This is a genomic window from Algicola sagamiensis DSM 14643 (assembly GCF_000374485.1).
Classification (GTDB): Bacteria; Pseudomonadota; Gammaproteobacteria; order Enterobacterales; family Alteromonadaceae; genus Algicola; species Algicola sagamiensis.
On the sequence record NZ_KB894503.1, the window covers coordinates 41,660 to 59,398 of the forward strand.

Sequence of the window (17,739 nt, forward strand, 5' to 3'; positions counted from 1 at the left end):
ACTAGTTGACCTATTGTCATTGCTACTTTTGCCGGCTATGATTGGCCGGCTTTTTTAACCCTCAGAATATCCAATATGAGAAATGATTTCGTTGATAAACAACGGTCGTATTTAATGCAACGATTATGTTTGGTCCGTTGGTTTTATCTGGCTGTAGAGATCATTGTTGCCATGATGGCGATCTATGATCGAAATATTCTCCCCATCGGTGCTGTTGCAACGATTATTTTGCTTCATTTAACGCTTAACTTTGTTGCGTTGTATTTGATTAAACATCCGCACAATAGCTTTTTACGCTTTAATCAAGCGTCGATTGTTGTTGATATTTTTACGCTGTCAATGATGTTCTTTTTTATGGGTGGGATTTCGAATGGCGCGGTTTCAATTATTCTGTTACCTGTTGCACTTGCTGCAACCAGTTTTAGCCGTCGATTTGCTTGGGTGTGTGCTGGGCTCAGTTGTATGACTTATACATTGTTACTTAAGTTTTATTGGCCTGGGGGCCAGCAGTCAACGCACCATTTCCAGCATCAGTTCGAATCTCATATGTTTGGTATGTGGTTGAGCTTTGTGATTTCAGCAGGGATTGTGGTTTGGTTTATCACGAGGCAAAGACGACAAATACGTATGCAAGAACTTGATAACCAACGATTAAGAGAAACACAGCTCAGGGATGAAAAACTGATTGCAATTGCGACGCTTTCTGCAAATTCAGCCCATGCGATGGGAACGCCGTTAACTTCTGCAACCATGTTGGCGGAAGAAATCAATGAGGATGGTTGGACACATGAGTTGCATCAACAATTGATGACGCAATTACAGGTGTGTCGACAACAGGTGTCCAAACTTGTTGAAGTTGCCCAAGGACAGTCGCTTGAAACAATAGAAACCGATCTGTCCACATTTTTGGAGCACTCAATTCAGCAGTGGCAAGTGACGAGGCCGGAAGTAAAAGTAAAATGTGAGTTCAAAGCACAGGCGATGATTGCGATGAATGAAAACATTAAGTTTGCAATTATGAACCTGATTGATAATGCCGCGAAAGCCTCATTAGAAAATCGGTATGATGAAATATCACTTTCTACAGTGTTGGATGTATCACAATCCGTTGCAATTGAGATCCGGCATGAAGGGAAGAGGTTTGACGATGAGATATTACCCGTCATTGGAAAACAACCCGTTAGTAGTGACTCATTTGGTATTGGGCATTTACTCGCAAATGTCACAATAGAACAAGCTGGTGGGAAAGTCTGGTTACAGAATCTTACTCAAGGTGCGCTCACAAAAATTTGTTTGCCCACGATTCCAGAGGCGCGTGGATGAAATACGTTTGTATTTTGGATGATGATGTCTCCTTTGGAGAAATTCTCCAGCGCCGCCTGACAAAAAAAGGTTTTCAATCGGACTTTATTTCAGATCAGGAGCTACCGATCCAGTCTTGGCATAAAAAGTATGATGTTTTCTTGATTGATCTGAAAATGGGTGAAGCATGTGGCCTAGTCTGGATAGCGACCTTGAGAGAAAAGTACCCTGACTCTCAGATTATCATGATGACAGGCTTTGCTAGTATCGCGACAGCGGTGAAGGCGGTGAAACTCGGTGCAGATGACTATATTCCTAAACCATTTGAGCTGCCGATGTTGATTCAAATGATACAAGGCGAACAACCGGACGTATTGAATGAAGAGCCGCTGTTGTCACCAGAGCGCCTTGAGTGGGAGCAGATCCAACGTGTATTGGATCAACAAGGTGGGAATATCTCAGCGACGGCAAGATTATTGGGCATGCATCGACGAACCCTTCAGAGAAAATTAAGTAAAAAACCGGTTCGTACCTGAATGATTTATATCCGAAATAAATGCTTTCATTCAGGTCTTGTTGTTCTATAGCTTGTTCTTCTATTGTATACAATCGGGGGGGAAGTATGATTGAATACAGCCCATCGTCATTAACAATAGAAATAAATAAACGATATGACTGAACAGACAGGTTTTTTATTCCTCGATTTTGAAGGTTATGAGCTTAGCGCTGAAGAAAAAGAAATGCTGGCCCATCCATCTGTGGGGGGAGCGATCCTTTTTACCCGAAATTATCATGATCGTGAACAGCTTTTTGCATTGGTTAAGTCCGTCAGAGTCGCAGCAAATCAAGAGGTGATCCTCGCAGTTGATCATGAAGGTGGACGTGTTCAGCGCTTTCGAGAAGGTTTTACAGCACTGCCTGCACCAGGCCAGATCTTTGAGTCAGCTTCTAGCATGGAAGAAGCGTGTTTGCATGCGAAAGAGATTGCCTGGTTGATGGCAGCAGAGTTAAGAACGGTCGACATTGATTTGAGTTTTGCGCCAGTATTGGATCTAAATCGCGTCAGTGATGTGATTGGAACTCGTGCATTTGACAATGATCCTGAACATGTCATCAAGCTTGCAACTTCATGGATCGAGGGAATGCAAGAAGTCGGGATGAAAGCAACCGGTAAGCACTTTCCTGGTCATGGTAGTGTCAAAGAAGATTCCCATCACTTTATCCCCATAGATCAACGCGAAAAACAACATATCTTTCATGAAGACATGCGAGTTTTTGAAGCACTGATTGCGCAAAAATTACTTGATGGCATGATGCCAGCTCATGTGATTTATCCCGCGGTCGATCAGCACCCAGCTGGATTTTCACCTGTTTGGTTGCAGGATATTTTAAGATCCCAGCTTGGATTTGAAGGTGTTATTTTTAGTGACGATTTATCCATGGAAGGGGCGACGTCAGTAGGAAGCTACACGGAACGTGCTTTTGCTGCATTAGAAGCTGGGTGTGACATGTTGCTCGCCTGTAATCACCGTGCCGGTTCTATCGAAATACTCGATAATGTGACTTGGCAAAAACCAAGGCAAAATGGGTTGGTATTTAGAAATACGACCGCAATGACACATCATACCCTGACAACAGATAAACGTTGGCAATCCGCAACGAGACTCGCAGAAAAACTAAAATGATAAAACCAAAAATAATTGCCGGGGGCTTGATTGCATCAGTCCTCGCGGGTAGCTTTTGCCTGAATGTTCTGGGTTGGGAATATCAAACGAGTTTAATGCTCGGGATCACTGTATTAGTTGCCACGTATTGGATCACGGAAGCTTTACCTATTCCAGTGACTTCACTTCTTCCTTTTTTTCCTTCTCCCTGCTTTTGGCATTGTCAATCATAAAGTCGCCGCCTCAGCACTTGGTTCTCATGTGATCCTCCTTCTTATGGGGGCGTTTATGCTTGCAAAAGCGATAGAAAAATCGGATGTTCATCGTCGGATCGCTTTGGGAATGGTAAATGTCATTGGTGGTAATAGCGGACGGCGAATGGTGTTTGCATTCATGGTCACAGCGGCTGCTTTATCGATGTGGATCTCCAATACCGCAACAGTATTAGCTTTACTCCCTGTTGCCTTGGCAATCACGGAAACATCGAAAAATAAACACTTCAATATTGCCTTATTGCTAGGCCTTGCCTATGCGGCTTCACTCGGTGGTGCAGGGACACTCATTGGTACGCCACCCAATCTGATTTTTGCTTCTGTATACAATGAAATGGCAGGGGAAGAATATAGTTTTCTGACATGGATGAAAGTATCGATTCCTATTATTATTCTTGCGATCCCAGTGATGGCGATGTGGTTGACGAGAAAAGTAAAATTAACCAATCCGATTCAACTGCCGAAAGTTGGTCAATGGCAAAAAGCGGAAGTGCGCACATTGCTGGTCTTTTCCTTCGTTGCATTATTATGGGTGACACGAAAGGAGCCATTTGGCGGGTGGTCCAGCTTACTTGATATGCCGATGATTGGAGACTCTTCAATTGCGCTATTTGGCGTTGTTCTGATGTTTTTAGTCTCAGATGGCAAAGGTGGCCGACTGTTAGATTGGGAAACCGCTGTGAATATTCCTTGGGGGATGCTTTTGTTGTTTGCGGGTGGGATTTGTTTAGCAAAAGGTATTTTTGCCTCTGGTTTAAGTCAACTCATTGGAGAATCTTTGACTTCATTAACGACATTCCCAATTTTGATTTTATTGCTCGGATTAACGTTGAGTGTGTCCTTCTTAACAGAGGTTAGCTCGAACACGGCGACAGCGACGCTTCTTATGCCTATTCTGGCTTCATTAGCGATTTCACAAAATATGCCATTGGAGATCCTGATGCTCCCCGCAGTGATCAGCTGTAGCTGTGCTTTTTGTTTGCCAGTTGCAACAGCACCGAATTCGATCGTATTTTCCAGTGATCAAGTCACCATACAGCAGATGGTTCGGGAAGGTGTTGTGTTGAACATCATTGTCGCTGTGATTGTCAGTTTGGTTTGCTATGCAATGCTTGTATAACAGATAAAGGTGGGAAACCACCTTTATCTTATTTCCATTTTCTCATCATGTCGGATTCTAAGGATTTGGACTCATTGCTATTTTAAGCCCAAAGCCCATGAGCAAACTTCCAACCAACCTTTCGATGACTTTCTTTTTCTGTTCAAACTTTTGAAGAAGTACCGGCTGAGACAGAAAAATTGCGACTGCACAAAACCATGCTGCATGCGCAAAAGAAATAATAAACCCGTATAAAAGCTGTAACCATAACGGACTGTCTACCTGGACAACTTGGGTGAAAATACTAAAAAAGAAAAGTGTTGTTTTTGGGTTGAGTACGTTGGTGATAAAACCGATTTGAAATGCACGCCATGACGAAAGAGTTCCTTGGGCTTCGCCTTCCAATTGCGCTGAAGTTGCTTTCGCTCGGAAAGTTTTCCAGCCGACATATATCAAATAAGCAGCACCACAGTATTTCAAGATTGAAAATAAAACAATGGATTGAGAAATAATGAAAGCTAATCCAGCAATAGAGTAGGCAACATGCACCCATATGGCTGCGGCAACGCCAAATGCAGAGAAAACGCCAGCACGACGTGAGGTAAAAATACTATTTCTGGAGACCATGATAAAGTCGGCACCAGGACTCATCGCCATAAAAATAGCGATCATTGATATAGAGAGGATCTCAGGAAGATACTGCATCAACTTTCCTTTTTATTTGGTAAGGCTAGGATCTCATACCCTAACAAATCATGGTTTAGATGTTCAAACAATGTTTTCATTGAGGGATGAAAAAGCCTCACTCTTTGTTGCTCGTTATTCATTTGAAATGACCAAACATCTCTCCTTGCGCCGTTGTTGATGCTTTTTCAGCGGTAACAGCGTGGATTTACGAAAGATCAACAGACCCAAGTCATTCGACAAATAACACATGGATGGGGTGAATCGCAGGGACACATAGCGCATGAAATCATTTCCTTGATATAATCCCATCTCGAATAAAACGCAAAGATGCTAGTGAATTCTGTTTTGAATTGGAAACATATTATAGAGAACCGAAATCAGTTCTTCTGGTTATTGCATACCGCTGGTTGGCTGAGTTTCGCGGTGATCCAGTTTATTGGTTACCTTGTTGTAGAAAAAAGAGACGTTTACCTTATCGTCGTCGCACTTGATGCATACGCGGGCTGGTTGCTGACGCTTCCGCTACGGTATTGCTTTCGTCGTGTCTGGAATGAACACCCAGTTAAATTGATTGTATCTATATTCGTGACATCACTTGTAATCACGATCTTTTGGACCGTGGTCAAGGTGTACAACCTGACGGAGATTTACCAACACGGGTTTCAAGAAGAACCTTGGAATGAGTTTTTCCATCAAGGGATTGGTTCATTTTATATTATTCTTTGTTGGTCAGGGCTATATTTCGGCATCAAGTATTATCTGATGCTCCAAACAGAAAAGCAAAAGGCACTGATTGCGACGACGCAGGCACATGAAGCACAATTAAAAATGCTGCGCTATCAGTTAAACCCTCATTTTTTGTTCAATACCTTGAATGCAATTTCAACGCTGGTTTTGATGGAAGATACAAAAACAGCAAATGCGATGGTAACAAGGCTGAGTGACTTTCTTCGGTACACATTAAAAAATGATCCGATTCAACGCGTACCACTCTCAAATGAAATCGAAGCGCTCAAGCTTTACCTTGAGATTGAGCAAGTTCGATTTGAGGAAAGGTTAAAAGTAATTTGGGAAATTGATGAACTTGCGACTGATGCGCTTGTCCCAAGTCTTATTCTGCAACCGATTATCGAAAACGCAATTAAGTACGCGATTGCAACGACAGAAACAGGAGGAGAACTCTCTGTAAAAGCGCAAAGATTTGGACGTGACTTACTCATTGAAGTCGCGGATAATGGCCCAGGCATCGCTTTAGTGAATGGAGAGCTGCCGAAAACGGAGTCTGGCGTAGGACTCAAAAATATGTATGAAAGGTTGGAGTCTTTATACGAAACGGATTATTCATTTTCCCTTACTAATAATTTACCGAATGGCCTCAAGGTCAATATTCGTATCCCATATCAGGTGAAGTCATGATGTTAGATAAAAGGATCCAGGTGATTATCGTTGATGATGAGCCTTTAGCAAGAAAGGGCTTGGCGCTTAGACTTGCCGAGTTTCCCGAGATTGAGATTGTCGGGCAAGCCGCAAATGGACGAGAAGCGATTGAAAAAGTAGAACAACTCAAACCTGATGCAGTGTTTTTAGATATTCAAATGCCGGGACTCTCTGGCTTTGAGGTGGTACAGCGCCTTATTGAAAAGGATGATAACCTTCCAAACATCATCTTTGTGACGGCTTTCGACCAGTATGCGATTAAAGCATTTGAAGTACATGCATTGGATTACCTGTTAAAACCGCTTCGAGAGGAACGTATCGCGGAATCCATCGAAAAGCTTAAGCTCCAGATTGAGCTTAAAAAGCAAGAACAGGAAAACCAGAAGCTATCCGCACTTGTCTCGCAACTCTCTTCTTCTCAACAGGAAGACGCAATAGAAGCGCCACAGCCATCTTATGCCCATTCCATCATTGTTCGTGAAGGGCAGGATATCCTGAAAATCCAAACAGAAGATATTTTATGGATTGATGCAGCAGGCGATTATATGTGTATTCATACCGAAGATGGGCAAACACATATCGTTCGAAAAACAATGAAGGAGTTGGAACAAAGTCTGTGTCCAGAAACGTTCCTTCGTGTTCACCGCTCTTCGATTGTCAATGCAAAATTTGTCAAAAAACTTCGCTCCGCAGATGCAGGAGACTACTATCTTGTGCTACAAAATGATAATGAAGTGAAGGTGAGTCGTTCTTATCGTGATCGTGTTAAGACACATATTTTAGGCACATAAATGAGAGTGTGAAATGACAAGTCAATTCGCCAAGAAGTTGATAGGAACTTTCTTTGCGCTGGTTTTGCTGACAAGCTGCTCTTTGCAAACCAGTTATCGCTTTGCGGATTGGCTTGTGATGTGGGAAATAGATGATTTTGTAACACTCACTTCTGAGCAAGAGGAGCATTTAGAAAACTACATCGAAAAGACTGTCTACTGGCATGCAACAAGAGAGCTCCCAAAAATTCAGGCAGATGTGCAGCAAATGGTTGCAGCAATTGATCAAAACACCTGGAATCAAACCATTGATGATTACTTCTGGCAATCTTGGACACGTGTGTATTTTCCCGTCAGAGATAAACTTTTAAATACAACGCCAACACTGCTGAGCCAACTCACACCTGCCCAAATCAAAGAACTCGAAACCAATTTAGCGAAGCGACTTGAAGAAGACAAAGAAGAGGACTATTCGAAGTCAGAAGAAGAATATCGTAAAGATCGCATCAAAGGGATGAAGAAGTGGATGGGACGATGGCTCGGTGATTTAACTTCAGCACAAGAGAAAGCCATCGAAGTTTATGTGGATCGTATGCCATTGACGCTTGAACAATACTACGCCTATGCAAAAAGCTGGCAATCGAGTTTTATCCAGTGTATCCAGAAACCAAAAGAAGCGATGAACCAATGTCTCACGGTATTAGTGACCAATGGCCGAGAAACACTTGCCCCAGCGTATGCAAAGATCAGAAAACAAAAACAAGAAGCATGGTACCAAGCACGCTTTGAAATCATGCAATCGATGACGGCGAAACAAAAAGCACATTTGATTGATACGCTGACAGACTACGATGAAGATATCCAAGATGTCCTTGAGATGGATCGATTTCAGTTGGCGAAGTCAAAGTAGAATGGATATAGTCCTGTTATCACAAAAATATACACAGCTTCACTCCAGTCATAATCAAAACATGCAAATTTCCCTTCATTGGTGATACCCATGCAGTGGGATTTATCCTTTAAGCTTGATGTTTTAGCTCAAAAACAAACAATCAAGATGAATGACGTTATACATCGGTGGCTGTTGGATCACCAATGCGTTAGAGTAGGCATTGTTGCTCAGTATTCTTCAAGGAAAACGAGTCTTTCTCCATTAAATTAGGAAAGCAGCACATGTGATTCAATTTTATAAAGGATGAATGATGTTGCGCTATCTTACTTTCATAATCATAACTCTCTGCGTTATCCCTTACGATGTATTAGCGGTTGCAATTGCAACACAAGATGATATTCAAGACCCTTTTTTGCAACGTTTAACGGTCCTTGTTGGCAATCATCAACCAAGTGATGACGATGTGGGCCCTTATGGTATGTTGCCAAATGGGCAATTTCGCCATCCACAGCGGACTTATCACACGAAGTCACCAAAGCCATTCCAGGGACAATTATCGTATTGGGATACACAGTCATATCAACGAAATATGCAGGTTGAAGCCTACTACCCGATTACGGTAGAACCATTCCATACTTGGCAAAATATTATCGACTTTGATGGTAGGCGGTATCTATACCAATATGTTCGACAAGATTTAAAAATCTTTGATATTACAAACCCTAAATCACTCAAGCTGATTCATACCAAGGGCCACACTTGGGGGCCTGATGGGCCAAACGACAAGCCCGAAAACCCATACCCTCAAGGGGATATGTTCGGGGCTGCAACTATTCAATGGCATCAAGAAAGACAAAAATACATCATGGTTCAAGCCTATGAGATCCGGCGTTTTGGTTTGTTGAAAAATAAGTACAAAGAGCCTGAGAAAGTTGCTCAAATTAGAAGAACAGATCACCTCAAAGGGTTTAAAGTCTTTGAAATGCATGGTCCATTACCGCATCAATGGACATTGATTGCTGAGAGAACGACTGATATTTATCGCCCCAAGGCACCGATTGGTCAACAGGAGGGGTCGGGTGTGAGAGATATACCAGTTTGGTTTGGTGGCAAATATATGTTTGTTGCTGCTGCGCCATCAGATGAATATGCGCTGACCGAATATGGAAATGATTTGTATTCAGCGGGTTATCAAGCTTGGGATATGTCAGATCCTACCAATCCAGTCTTCCTGGACCAATTGACTGTCCCAGGGCAGAAAGTTGGGAATTTCTGGGATGAGCTAAATTACTTCTTCAATCCAAGAGCTGGAAATCGTACATCATGGATGGGCGCTAGAATGTCGCTGTTCATTCCGAAACCTGTTGAAGAGGGTGGGAAATATGGCTATGCGGCGATGGGTGGTTTGGGGTTATATATTATTGATATTCAGAACCCTCGCCAGATGAAAGTTATCGGGCATTTGGACTTTCCACCCAGTGTCGCTGGCACAGAAGGAGATTTTATCGATGTTTCTCAAGTGCTCGAAACCGGGATCATTTACTACAGCGGTTATCCACTGAATGAAGATTGCTTTGAGCCTTATAAGCATATTTATGAGATTGATGTTCAAGATCCATCTCAACCAAGCATAAAAGGTGTATTGTCAAGACCATTACCGCCTAGAGAGGCAATATTTACGGATTTCTGTCAAAGAAAGGGGAGTTTTGGGCCCAAAAGAACAGGCGCTTATACACAGCCGGGAGTAAGCCGCTTTGGTGTTTTGCCTTACAACTTTTATAATGCTGGATTACAAGTCTTTGATGTGTCCAACCCCACTCAACCAGTAATTTCTGCATACTTCGTCCCACCATTCCGGCCAGATAAAGTCGTCGATTACGCAATGGGAAATTTATCCCACGCTGTTTATGTAGAATATGATAGAAACCTATTCTGGTTGTTTACCAATCACGGGATCTATTTACTCTCGAGTCCAGTACTGGGAACACCAAGTTTTTCAGCACCCATTTCTCCTTGGCCAAAAAGGTAGCAATGTTCCAACGAAAAAAGCCAGCAATCGCTGGCTTTTTTATGGGGATAAGAAAGTGATATTAATGCACTTCGATAATCCGGCAAGTATTGGTTGCGCCAACCGTCTCCATCAAATCACCGTGAGTTAAGATGACTTTATCACCAGACTCTAAGTGACCTTGTTTTTTTAATGACTCTAGCACACGCCAAGTCAGTTGGTTCATATCACATGCGGCGCTATCAAAGTACACAGGATATACACCACGATAGAGTGCCATACGATTGAGAGTTTGCTCATGACGAGAGAGTGCGAAAATCGGAAGTCGAGATGTGATCCGGGACATGATTTTTGGTGTTTGCCCGGATTCAGTTAAAGCAACAATTGCTTTAATGCCTTCAAGATGGTTTGCAGCGTACATGGATGTTAAAGCAATCGTTTCTGAGATTGTTGAAAAATTAACATCTAAACGGTGCTTAGAGCTGGAGACGCTTGGATGTTTCTCAGCGCCAACACACACACGAACCATATGTGCCACAGTTTCGACTGGGAAATCGCCTGCTGCTGTTTCTGCCGAAAGCATGACTGCGTCGGTGCCATCTAAAACTGCGTTTGCAACGTCCATCACTTCTGCTCGGGTTGGCATTGGACTTTGGATCATGGATTCCATCATTTGTGTTGCAGTGATCACCACTTTATTCAATTGACGGCTACGAGAGATGATTTGCTTTTGTTTACCAATCAGCTCTGCATCACCAATTTCAACACCGAGGTCACCACGAGCAACCATCACCGCATCTGAGGCAAGAATAATTTCGTCAAGAATTTCTGATGTTGCGACTGCTTCTGCACGCTCAACTTTGGAAACAATGCGCGGGGAGAAGCCCGCTTCTTTTGCAAGACTACGTGCTAATTCTAAATCTGCACCACAACGCGGGAAGGAGACCGCCAGATAATCAACACCGATTTCTGCGGCAAGCTTGATGTCGCGTTTGTCTTTTTCTGTCAGGGCTGGCGCGGTTAAACCGCCGCCTTGGCGGTTGATGCCTTTGTTATTGGATAGTGTGCCACCAACAATCACTTCTGTATTCACGCGGGAGCCAGAAACATCAACAACTCTAAGTTGAATACGGCCATCATCAAGCAGAAGAATATCCTCTGAGCCAACATCTTGTGGTAGGGCTTTATAATCAATACCGACGCCTTGCTCGTTGCCTGAATCTTTGTCTAAATCAGCATCAAGGAAGAAAGCATCACCTGCGGTGAGTTCTACAGATTTATTTTGGAAGCGAGAAACTCTGATTTTAGGGCCTTGAAGATCACCAAGGATCGCAACGTGCGTATTGAGTTCTTTCTCAATCTTTCGAACGACTTGTGCGCGAGCTTTGTGATCTTCGGCAGTGCCATGTGAAAAGTTAAAGCGGAGGACATTGACGCCAGCTGAAATCAGAAGGGTCAACATTTCTTCTGATTCAGAAGCGGGTCCTATCGTAGCGACGATTTTGGTTCTTCTAGGCATTCTCTATCCATTACTATCTAGTTTAATTTCAAAAATGAAATTTTATTACGAAAATTCTATCAAGTTTTATGTTCAAGTTGCACTGTATGTGCTTATTTTTTTTCAAAGCGAGAAATTTTTAAGCTGTCTTTCACCTTTTTCAAATTATCTCTGAACTTATTCCCGCGGCGGAGGGTAAAACCTGTAGCAAGGACATCCACTAAAACCAATTGAGCGATCCGAGATGCCATTGGCATATACATATCGGTATCTTCCGGAACATTGGATGACAAAACTAAATTACATTCTTTGGCAAGGGGAGTATCCAGCTCAGTGATCCCGATGACGATGGCTTCATTGGAACGAGCAACTTGTGCAAGCTCGACCAGTGACTTTGTCCGGCCTGTATGGGAGAAAAAGACAACAACATCACCATCATTACTATTAATGCAGCTCATGCGCATCATCACGATATCATCAAAACAGACCACAGGAACATTAAAGCGGAAGAACTTATTTTGTGCGTCATGCGCCACAGAGGCAGAAGCGCCGAGGCCGAAGAAGGAGATTTGTCTGGCTTGGGTCAATAGGTCGACAGCACGGTTGATCGAATTCACATCAATGGATTGTCTAGCCGTATCTAGGCAAGCCATCGTTGACTCAAAGATTTTTTCGGTATATGCCTGCGGGCTGTCGCTTTCGTCGACATGGCGATTCACGTAGGGGGTGCCATTAGCGAGGCTTTGTGCCAGGTGAAGTTTAAAGTCTGGATAGCCTTTCGTATCTAGGCGGCGACAGAATCGATTGACGGTGGGCTCGCTCACATCAGCTTGTTTGGCAAGCGTGGCAATCGAAGCATGAATGGCTTCATGCGGTGCTGCGATGATGACTTCCGCAACTTTGCGTTCAGACTTGCTGAACTCACTTAATTGGGTATTAATTTTATCAAGTATATTCATCTTACAAACTCACTGTAAGCCTACGGTTAAACCGAGATTTTTTATTATACCTGCCATTCTACTACAGATGTAATAAATTTACATTTTCTAGTTTTAAAAGTTGCCTACCTCAGGTAATATTAGAAACATCTGTTGTAAATTTACTAAACAGGCAATTGCCGACGGTGGATGATGGTGATAGAACAAAGTACCAATAAAAAAGATTGTGATCTCGTACTCTTCGGTGTGCGTGGTGACCTCGCCAGAAGAAAACTCCTTCCTGCCCTATATCAACTCGAAAAAGCTGGTCTTCTCTCCTCTGAGACAAAAATTATCGGTGTCGCAAGACATGCGATCTCCCAAGAAGAATTTATTGCAATGGTTGAGGGATGCTTAAGCGAATTTATCAAAGAAACTCTGGATGATGACGCAAAAGCAAAGTTTATCTCTCGGTTACAATACGTCGGTTTCGATTTGACCGACAAGGAAGCTTACAAGCAGTTGCACACAGCTGTACAACCTGAACAGCGTGATACGGTCTGTTATTTTGCAACGCCACCAAGTATTTTTGGTGACCTTTGTGATGGCCTGCATGCTGCGGGACTTGATATTCCATCAACGCGTGTTGTTTTGGAAAAGCCGATTGGCCATGACTTGGCATCTTCGATTGTGATCAATGACGCTGTTGCACAGTATTTCCATGAAAAACAGGTATATCGAATTGATCATTATCTCGGAAAAGAAACCGTTCTTAACCTGCTTGCACTGCGCTTCGCAAATTCAATTTTTGCGTTGAACTGGGATCATACCTGTATTGATCATGTGCAAATTACAGTTGCAGAAGAAGTCGGCGTTGAAGGGCGTTGGGGGTACTATGATGACGCAGGTCAACTACGTGATATGGTTCAAAATCACCTGCTTCAGATCCTTTCCCTACTTGCAATGGAACCGCCAGCAAGCCTGAATGCAGATGACATTCGTGACGAGAAAATCAAAGTTTTGAAGGCGCTTCGTCCGATTGATCGCGTCAATGTCAATGAAAAGACAGTTCGAGGCCAATATACAGCTGGATTTATTCAAGGCCAGACTGTGCCCGGTTACCTAGAAGAAGAGGGTGCGAATCAAGATAGCACGACAGAAACCTTCGTAGCTATCCAAGCCGACATTGATAACTGGCGTTGGGCTGGTGTGCCTTTCTATCTAAGAACAGCAAAACGACTGCCACGTAAATTGACCGAAATCGTCGTTCATTTTAAAGCGCAACCTCATAATATCTTTAGTGAGCAATTCTCAGAACTTCCGGCAAACCAATTAACCATTCGTCTTCAGCCAGACGAAGGGGTTGAGTTGCAAATGATGAATAAAGTTCCAGGGCTGGATCATTATATGGATTTGCAAAGCACGAAGCTGGATCTGAGCTTCTCAGAAACCTTTAAAGATGCGCGTATTGCAGATGCTTATGAAAGGCTGCTTCTTGAATCAATGGTTGGTAATCAGTCTTTGTTTGTTCATCGTGATGAAGTGGAATATGCCTGGAAATGGGTGGATGGGATCATCAACGCATGGGGTTCCTTGAATGAACCACCGAAACCTTATCAAGCTGGAACCTGGGGACCAATGGCCTCTATCGCAATGCTGGCCAAATCTGATCGCGCATGGGATGAATAAAATGACAATCAATCAAAACAAATTTGAAACATCGACAGAACTTTGTCAGGTATTCGGCGCACAGATCCTCGCATTATTAGAAAAGGGAATTGCACAAAAAGGTCAAGCTACCATTGTGTTTTCTGGGGGGAGTACGCCAAAACCGTTATTTGAACACTTATCCAAGCAAGACTTCCAATGGGAAAAAGTAACAGTTTTGCTTGCGGATGATCGATGGTTATCTACAGAACACCAAGATAGTAATGAAAACTTAGTCAAAACACACTTCATCCAAGATAAGGCTTCATCTGCTTCTTTTATTTCTTTGGTTTCTGAGAAAGCTTCCGTATTTGACGCAGAGGACGAGATTGAAGCCAGATTAGAACATTTAGCATCTGATGCATTTGACGTTGTGATCCTGGGGATGGGGGATGATGGACACACAGCATCAATTTTTCCGTGCTCATCGCAACTGACGACTGCTTTAGAAACACCAAGAAGCACGATTGGTGTTCAACCGACAACAGCACCGTACGAAAGGATCTCTTTGACAAAACAACGTTTGCTCAATGCAAGACACATGTTCTTACATATCAAAGGTGAGTCGAAAGCAGAAGTACTCAAGCATGCACTTGCATCTCAAGATGAACAGGAAATGCCAATCCGTGCTTTTTTGCATCAAACACAAACTCCAATGACAGTTTTTTGGTCAAAGGGGTAGGGTAATATTATGAATGAAGTAATCCTGCAGGTTACAGACCGGGTCAAGCAACGTAGCCTTGAATCGCGTCAGAAGTACCTTGCGCACCTTGCTGACTCGGCAAAACAAGGACCACATCGTGGAGCCTTGTCCTGTGGTAATCTCGCGCATGGCTTTGCAGCTTGCAATGCCGATGATAAAGCATCTCTACGTTCTTTCACAAAAGCGAATGTCGGGATCATCTCTGCTTATAACGATATGCTGAGTGCCCATCAGCCTTATGCAACTTATCCAGAACTGATCAAAACTGCTGTTCATGAAGTCGGTAGTGTTGCGCAGTTTGCTGGTGGTGTGCCAGCAATGTGTGATGGTGTCACACAAGGCCAACCAGGCATGGAGCTGAGCTTGATGAGTCGCGATATTATTGCGATGTCCGCAGCGGTTGGCTTGAGCCACAACATGTTTGACGCAGGTTTGATGCTTGGGATTTGTGACAAAATTGTACCAGGATTACTGATTGCTGCGTTGTCCTTTGGGCATCTGCCATTTATTTTTGTCCCAGCAGGCCCAATGCCAAGTGGTATTCCAAATAAAGAAAAGGCACGTGTTCGACAGCTGTTTGCAGAGGGTAAAGTTGGCCGTGATGAGTTATTGGAAGCGGAATCGAACTCTTATCACAGCGCAGGGACTTGTACTTTTTATGGGACAGCGAATAGTAACCAGCTGGTTGTGGAAGTCATGGGGCTTCACTTGCCTGGTTCTTCTTTTGTTAACCCAGGTACACCACTTCGTGACGCATTAACGAAAGCTGCTGCGGTTCAATCAACACGTTTGACTGCGCTGGGCACGAATTACACACCAATTGGGCATATTATTGATGAGAAAGCTGTCGTCAATGGGATTGTGGCCTTGCTTGCTACGGGAGGTTCTACAAACCATACCATGCACTTCATTGCGATCGCTCGTGCTGCTGGTATTCAGGTGAATTGGGATGATTTTGAAGAACTATCTGATGCTGTGCCACTTCTGACAAGAATTTATCCAAATGGTCAGGCAGATATCAACCATTTCCAAGCGGCGGGTGGGATGTCATTCCTATTTAAAGAGCTGCTTGATCATGGGCTCCTTCATGAAGATGTGAATACGGTTATCGGTCATGGTCTTCGTCGTTACACGCAGGAACCAAGATTGGCAGAAGACGGCACCATTGATTGGATCGCAGGCCCAGAAAAGTCAATTGACGAAGACGTCCTTCGACCAGCAGATAACCCATTTCAAAAAACCGGTGGTTTGAAAGTTTTAGATGGTAACCTTGGTCGAGGAGTCATTAAAACATCAGCACTGCGCGAAGGAAAGTCAGTCATCAAAGCACCCGCTGTAGTTTTTGAAAATCAACATGCTTTAGAAAGTGCATTCAAGTCAGGTCAGCTCGATAAAGACTGTGTTGTCGTTGTACGTTTCCAAGGACCACAAGCTTGTGGGATGCCTGAACTCCATAAGCTGACGCCGCCGCTGGGTGTACTTCAAGACAGAGGGTATCAGGTTGCATTGGTCACCGATGGGCGAATGTCAGGTGCCTCAGGTAAAGTCCCGGCTGCAATTCATGTCACGCCAGAAGCGCTGAATGGCGGCTTATTGGCAAAAGTTGAAAATGGAGATGTGGTTGAAGTCAATGCAGAAACAGGTGCGTTAACACTCCATGTTTCCGACGATGAGCTGGCAAAAAGGCAGCCCGCAAAAGCGAACTTAGCAGAATACCAAATTGGGATGGGACGTGACTTACTCAACCGTGTTCGGCCGATGATTGATGGAGCTGAAATGGGTGCTTCGTTCTTATTTCAGGATCATGGAGAGCATTCATGAGACAGGTTGTGCTGATTGCTGATGTCGGTGGCACCAATACCCGTATTGCGTTGAGAGATGCTGTGACGGGGGAGCAAGTTAAGCTTGCTTATTACTCGACAGCAGATTTCCAGCGCGCAGAAGATTTAGTTGAATCATTTATTGCACAAGATCGAGTTGGAATACACCGTGTTGTATTTGCTGTTGCCGGTGTGATCCATCAGGGAGCAGTCCGACTCACGAACTGTAACTTTTCAATTGATGAATCAAGCTTTGATCGATTTGTTACAGATCGGACGAACGTCAAACTTTTAAATGACTTTGAAGCCAATGGTTATGCCATTGATATTCTAAAAGACGAAGATGTTCACTGGCTACGTAAAGGTGAGATCAAATCAGAAAATCAAATTCTTGTAGGGCCAGGGACTGGGCTGGGTGTCGCACTTCGTGTGTTTGATGAACAGCAAAACCTTGTTATTGTTCCTGGAGAAGGTGGGCATTTACCTGCTGCGGCAAGAACAAAAGACGAATTTGAATTGATTCAAACTTGCCAGCAGTTGACTGGTATTTCGTCTTCTGTGCCCTATGAATTTCTTGTTTCTGGACAAGGATTGGAAAACTTATATGAGAGTCTATCCATTCTTTCCGGAAAACATCAGAAAAAGACAGCAGCAGAGGTGACATCCTCACTTCATACGGATGCGGTTGCTTGGGAGAGCTTGCGATATTTTCAGCGTTTCTTAGCAGCAGCTTGTCAATCATTTACGTTGGCAACCAAAGCCACAGGTGGCGTTTGGCTTTGCGGAGGAATACTCCCTCGATTGCTGGATGATTTTGATACATCAGCATTTTTGGCTGAGTTTGATTTACACCATGATCATCATGAGATGCTTTCACAAACACCCGTCGGACTGGTTTTAAATCAAGACCTTGGAACCTTAGGTGCCTTTGCCTATGCAAAGCGGACTATCGTAGGATAAAGA

At 43.5% G+C, this 17,739-nt stretch carries 14 protein-coding genes and 1 pseudogene; 12 read left to right on the forward strand and 3 right to left on the reverse strand.

Features of this window, described 5'->3' with window-relative positions; genetic code table 11:
- Positions 1-75: 75 nt before the first annotated feature.
- The 4 genes and pseudogenes from C505_RS0116485 to C505_RS22735 all read left to right on the forward strand — a co-directional run bounded on the left by C505_RS0116485 (position 76) and on the right by C505_RS22735 (position 4,358).
- On the forward strand, positions 76-1,323 hold the full coding sequence (locus C505_RS0116485; RefSeq protein WP_083938373.1) for a sensor histidine kinase: 1,248 nt from the start codon (positions 76-78) through the stop codon (positions 1,321-1,323).
- Positions 1,320-1,838 (forward strand): response regulator transcription factor, encoded by a 519-nt coding sequence (locus tag C505_RS0116490; RefSeq protein ID WP_018693739.1) that lies wholly within the window; start codon positions 1,320-1,322, stop codon positions 1,836-1,838. Before C505_RS0116485 ends, C505_RS0116490 begins: the two co-directional genes overlap by 4 nt.
- A gap of 135 nt (positions 1,839-1,973) precedes the next feature.
- A complete protein-coding gene (gene nagZ / locus C505_RS0116495) occupies positions 1,974-2,987 on the forward strand; it encodes a beta-N-acetylhexosaminidase (RefSeq protein ID WP_018693740.1) in 1,014 nt (337 codons plus the stop codon).
- Positions 2,984-4,358: pseudogene (locus C505_RS22735) on the forward strand (SLC13 family permease). The gene nagZ and the pseudogene C505_RS22735 overlap by 4 nt, the downstream one beginning before the upstream one ends.
- 57 nt (positions 4,359-4,415) lie before the next feature.
- On the opposite strand, the gene C505_RS0116505 reads toward C505_RS22735, so the two are convergent.
- A complete protein-coding gene (locus C505_RS0116505) occupies positions 4,416-5,042 on the reverse strand; it encodes a LysE family translocator (protein WP_018693743.1) in 627 nt (208 codons plus the stop codon).
- 327 nt (positions 5,043-5,369) lie between these two features.
- On the opposite strand from C505_RS0116505, the gene C505_RS0116510 reads away from it, so the two are divergent.
- From C505_RS0116510 to C505_RS0116525, 4 genes are all read left to right on the forward strand, one after another.
- The gene (locus C505_RS0116510) at positions 5,370-6,440 is read left to right on the forward strand and encodes a sensor histidine kinase (RefSeq protein WP_026318039.1); all 1,071 of its coding nucleotides are present in this window, start codon (positions 5,370-5,372) and stop codon (positions 6,438-6,440) included.
- On the forward strand, positions 6,437-7,252 hold the full coding sequence (locus C505_RS0116515; protein WP_018693745.1) for a LytR/AlgR family response regulator transcription factor: 816 nt from the start codon (positions 6,437-6,439) through the stop codon (positions 7,250-7,252). Before C505_RS0116510 ends, C505_RS0116515 begins: the two co-directional genes overlap by 4 nt.
- A gap of 13 nt (positions 7,253-7,265) precedes the next feature.
- On the forward strand, positions 7,266-8,141 hold the full coding sequence (locus C505_RS0116520; protein ID WP_018693746.1) for a DUF6279 family lipoprotein: 876 nt from the start codon (positions 7,266-7,268) through the stop codon (positions 8,139-8,141).
- A 292-nt stretch (positions 8,142-8,433) separates the two neighbouring features.
- Positions 8,434-10,152 carry an LVIVD repeat-containing protein gene (locus tag C505_RS0116525; RefSeq protein WP_018693747.1) on the forward strand — a complete coding sequence of 573 codons (1,719 nt, stop codon included), beginning with the start codon at positions 8,434-8,436 and terminating at the stop codon, positions 10,150-10,152.
- 61 nt (positions 10,153-10,213) lie between these two features.
- Here the strand turns inward: C505_RS0116525 and pyk are convergent, their stop codons facing one another.
- Both pyk and C505_RS0116535 read right to left on the reverse strand, forming a co-directional pair.
- A complete protein-coding gene (gene pyk / locus C505_RS0116530; RefSeq protein ID WP_026318041.1) occupies positions 10,214-11,650 on the reverse strand; it encodes a pyruvate kinase in 1,437 nt (478 codons plus the stop codon).
- Between the two features lie 92 nt (positions 11,651-11,742).
- Positions 11,743-12,588 (reverse strand): MurR/RpiR family transcriptional regulator, encoded by an 846-nt coding sequence (locus C505_RS0116535; RefSeq protein WP_018693749.1) that lies wholly within the window; start codon positions 12,586-12,588, stop codon positions 11,743-11,745.
- Between the two features lie 174 nt (positions 12,589-12,762).
- Here C505_RS0116535 and zwf point away from each other — a divergent pair, with 174 nt between their 5' ends.
- Genes zwf through C505_RS0116555 form a run of 4 tightly spaced genes read left to right on the forward strand, consistent with a single transcriptional unit; the run spans position 12,763 to position 17,736 of the window.
- Positions 12,763-14,235 carry a glucose-6-phosphate dehydrogenase gene (gene zwf / locus C505_RS0116540; RefSeq protein WP_211215090.1) on the forward strand — a complete coding sequence of 491 codons (1,473 nt, stop codon included), beginning with the start codon at positions 12,763-12,765 and terminating at the stop codon, positions 14,233-14,235.
- A gap of 1 nt (position 14,236) precedes the next feature.
- Entirely contained in the window at positions 14,237-14,935 is a 699-nt protein-coding gene (gene pgl / locus C505_RS0116545; RefSeq protein WP_018693751.1) for a 6-phosphogluconolactonase, read from the forward strand.
- 9 nt (positions 14,936-14,944) lie between these two features.
- Positions 14,945-16,777: a phosphogluconate dehydratase gene (gene edd / locus C505_RS0116550; RefSeq protein ID WP_018693752.1), complete on the forward strand. Its 1,833-nt coding sequence runs from the start codon at positions 14,945-14,947 to the stop codon at positions 16,775-16,777.
- Positions 16,774-17,736, forward strand: coding sequence for a glucokinase (locus tag C505_RS0116555; RefSeq protein WP_018693753.1), 963 nt, complete (start codon positions 16,774-16,776; stop codon positions 17,734-17,736). Before edd ends, C505_RS0116555 begins: the two co-directional genes overlap by 4 nt.
- Positions 17,737-17,739: the final 3 nt, after the last annotated feature.

What these genes read in the sequence shown, in the direction of transcription:
- C505_RS0116485 (WP_083938373.1), top strand. Translation starts at nt 76, where the DNA reads ATGAGAAATGATTTCGTTGATAAACAACGGTCGTATTTAATGCAACGA.
- C505_RS0116490 (WP_018693739.1), top strand. Translation starts at nt 1,320, where the DNA reads ATGAAATACGTTTGTATTTTGGATGATGATGTCTCCTTTGGAGAAATT.
- nagZ (WP_018693740.1), top strand. Translation starts at nt 1,974, where the DNA reads ATGACTGAACAGACAGGTTTTTTATTCCTCGATTTTGAAGGTTATGAG.
- C505_RS0116505 (WP_018693743.1), bottom strand. Translation starts at nt 5,042, where the DNA reads ATGCAGTATCTTCCTGAGATCCTCTCTATATCAATGATCGCTATTTTT.
- C505_RS0116515 (WP_018693745.1), top strand. Translation starts at nt 6,437, where the DNA reads ATGATGTTAGATAAAAGGATCCAGGTGATTATCGTTGATGATGAGCCT.
- C505_RS0116520 (WP_018693746.1), top strand. Translation starts at nt 7,266, where the DNA reads ATGACAAGTCAATTCGCCAAGAAGTTGATAGGAACTTTCTTTGCGCTG.
- C505_RS0116525 (WP_018693747.1), top strand. Translation starts at nt 8,434, where the DNA reads ATGTTGCGCTATCTTACTTTCATAATCATAACTCTCTGCGTTATCCCT.
- pyk (WP_026318041.1), bottom strand. Translation starts at nt 11,650, where the DNA reads ATGCCTAGAAGAACCAAAATCGTCGCTACGATAGGACCCGCTTCTGAA.
- C505_RS0116535 (WP_018693749.1), bottom strand. Translation starts at nt 12,588, where the DNA reads ATGAATATACTTGATAAAATTAATACCCAATTAAGTGAGTTCAGCAAG.
- pgl (WP_018693751.1), top strand. Translation starts at nt 14,237, where the DNA reads ATGACAATCAATCAAAACAAATTTGAAACATCGACAGAACTTTGTCAG.
- edd (WP_018693752.1), top strand. Translation starts at nt 14,945, where the DNA reads ATGAATGAAGTAATCCTGCAGGTTACAGACCGGGTCAAGCAACGTAGC.
- C505_RS0116555 (WP_018693753.1), top strand. Translation starts at nt 16,774, where the DNA reads ATGAGACAGGTTGTGCTGATTGCTGATGTCGGTGGCACCAATACCCGT.